This is a genomic window from Limosilactobacillus viscerum, from assembly GCF_947387525.1.
GTDB classification, from domain to species: domain Bacteria; phylum Bacillota; class Bacilli; order Lactobacillales; family Lactobacillaceae; genus Limosilactobacillus; species Limosilactobacillus viscerum.
In genome coordinates this window covers 1-1,852 of sequence record NZ_CANDNW010000057.1, presented here as the reverse complement: position 1 = coordinate 1,852, position 1,852 = coordinate 1, and the positions used below count along the sequence as shown (strand labels likewise).

The following is a 1,852-nucleotide window of genomic DNA, read 5'->3' as shown; positions in this document are numbered from 1 at the left end:
CCAGTTGTTTGTTATGCATTAGGCCCGGGCCTGCGCAACACGTTACCTATGAGTGTGGAGCAGGCCGAATTAGGGCCATGCAAAAGAGTAAAAAGGACGTTGGTGCAATGCATCAGCGTCTTTTTTTCTTCCGTATTCCTGCAGGCAACTACCAAATCAGTTATCATAGAAATGAATTATATTTAAGGAGGAACCACTATGATTCGCGCTGTCGCAACTGATATTGATGGGACCTTTCTCCGGCAAGACCGGACATATGACCGCGATTTATTTAAGAAAGTCTATGAAGCAATGGAAGATCAAGGCATTCGCTTTATTATCGCAAGTGGTGACCAGTACTACTTCCTTCGTTCACTTTTTCCTGACCAGGCTGACCAACTGGCATATGTCGCCGAGAATGGCGTTTTAACAGTTGATCGTAACGAAGAAATCGCTTGTGACCGCCTGCAACCGAGTGATGTTAAAGCTGTGACGGAATACCTCGATTCCCTCCCCGGCGTCAACTACTGTGCTAGTGGTCGGCAGTTCGCCTACGTCCCAGAAAGCACCGATGAAAAATTTAAAAAGATCATCCCTAATTTTTATACCCGGACCAAGAATGTAAACCGGATAACCGACGTTACTGACGATTTTATTTTTAAATTCGCGCTAAATGTTCCTCACGAACACCAAGCAGAAATTTCACATGATATCAATACCAGGTTTAAAGGTGTTATCCGGGCAACCGCTAGTGGTTACGGTGCCATTGATTTAATTATCCCCCACATGGATAAATCTTATGGGCTAAAACTACTCCTTGACCGGTGGAACGTTTCTCCCGATGAACTTGCCGTCTTTGGTGATGGTGAAAATGACCTGGAAATGTTTGATCTTGCCGGTACCAGCTATGCAATGGGGAACGCCCCTCACAATGTTCAATCGGCGGCAACCGAAGTTATTGGTTCTAATAACGACCAAGCTGTCCTTCACCAGTTAGCAAGACTCCTTTTAAACTAATTTAAAAACAACAGCCACCCTCAAATTTACTAATTTATATAGTAAATCTGAGAGTGGCTATTTATTAAATATTACTTTGTAATTGGAACTTGAATAACTTCAATATTACGTGCACGCAGTTGCTTAATCAAACTTTCATCAGCAAATTCATCAGTTACGAGAGTATCAATATCATCGACTTTTCCTACAGTAAAATTAGCAATTTTATGAAGCTTAGTATAATTTGCTAAAACTACTAGCCGATTACAGTTATTAATAATTGTCCGGTTAATCTGCCCTTCACGAATATGCGTTGTAGTTAGACCACCATTAATATCAAGCCCTGAACAACCAATCACACTTATCGACGCACGAACTTTTCGAAATGCTTCCAAAGCTTCATCACCAGTTAGTGAGTGTAATCCACTCTTAACTTCACCTCCGCTAAGCACAACAAATAATTGACTATCAAGCTTTGCCTGTGTCACCATCAAGTTATTAGTAATAACATTTACTCGCTTATGAAGATAATTCAAAACCTTAATTGCCGTTCGACTTGAGTTTATAAAAATCGTTTGTCCGTCTTGAATATAATCAGCGGCAGCGGCAGCTATCTTTTCGTTAATTAATGAAATTTGTTTTTGTAGTACCTCACTATCATTTTCATTAATGTAGCTTATCTTTCCAAAAGATAACTTTAGCTTCCCCATTGTACTAAGAGTCTCACAATCGCGTCGAATTGTCATTTCGGAAACTGATAGTTCTTCAGCTAAATCATGAACTGTTGTGTCTTTTTTTTGCTGACGAATTGTCAAACCAAGTGCAACGGTTTCTCAAAAAATACCTCATATGGGGTTTCATAATTTAACACTTTTCG

General features: G+C 40.1%; 3 protein-coding genes. 2 read left to right on the top strand and 1 reads right to left on the bottom strand.

The window, feature by feature from the left end; genetic code table 11:
- Positions 1–186, top strand: a 186-nt coding sequence (locus QOS07_RS09160; RefSeq protein WP_283588638.1) for a hypothetical protein, incomplete at its 5' end; no start/stop codon positions are given.
- Between the two features lie 12 nt (positions 187–198).
- On the top strand, positions 199–996 hold the full coding sequence (locus QOS07_RS09155; RefSeq protein WP_283588637.1) for a Cof-type HAD-IIB family hydrolase: 798 nt from the start codon (positions 199–201) through the stop codon (positions 994–996).
- Positions 997–1,067: 71 nt separating this feature from the next.
- Here QOS07_RS09155 and QOS07_RS09150 read toward each other — a convergent pair whose 3' ends face one another.
- Complete coding sequence (locus tag QOS07_RS09150) at positions 1,068–1,790, bottom strand: DeoR/GlpR family DNA-binding transcription regulator (protein ID WP_283588636.1); 723 nt, start codon at positions 1,788–1,790, stop codon at positions 1,068–1,070.
- Positions 1,791–1,852: the final 62 nt, after the last annotated feature.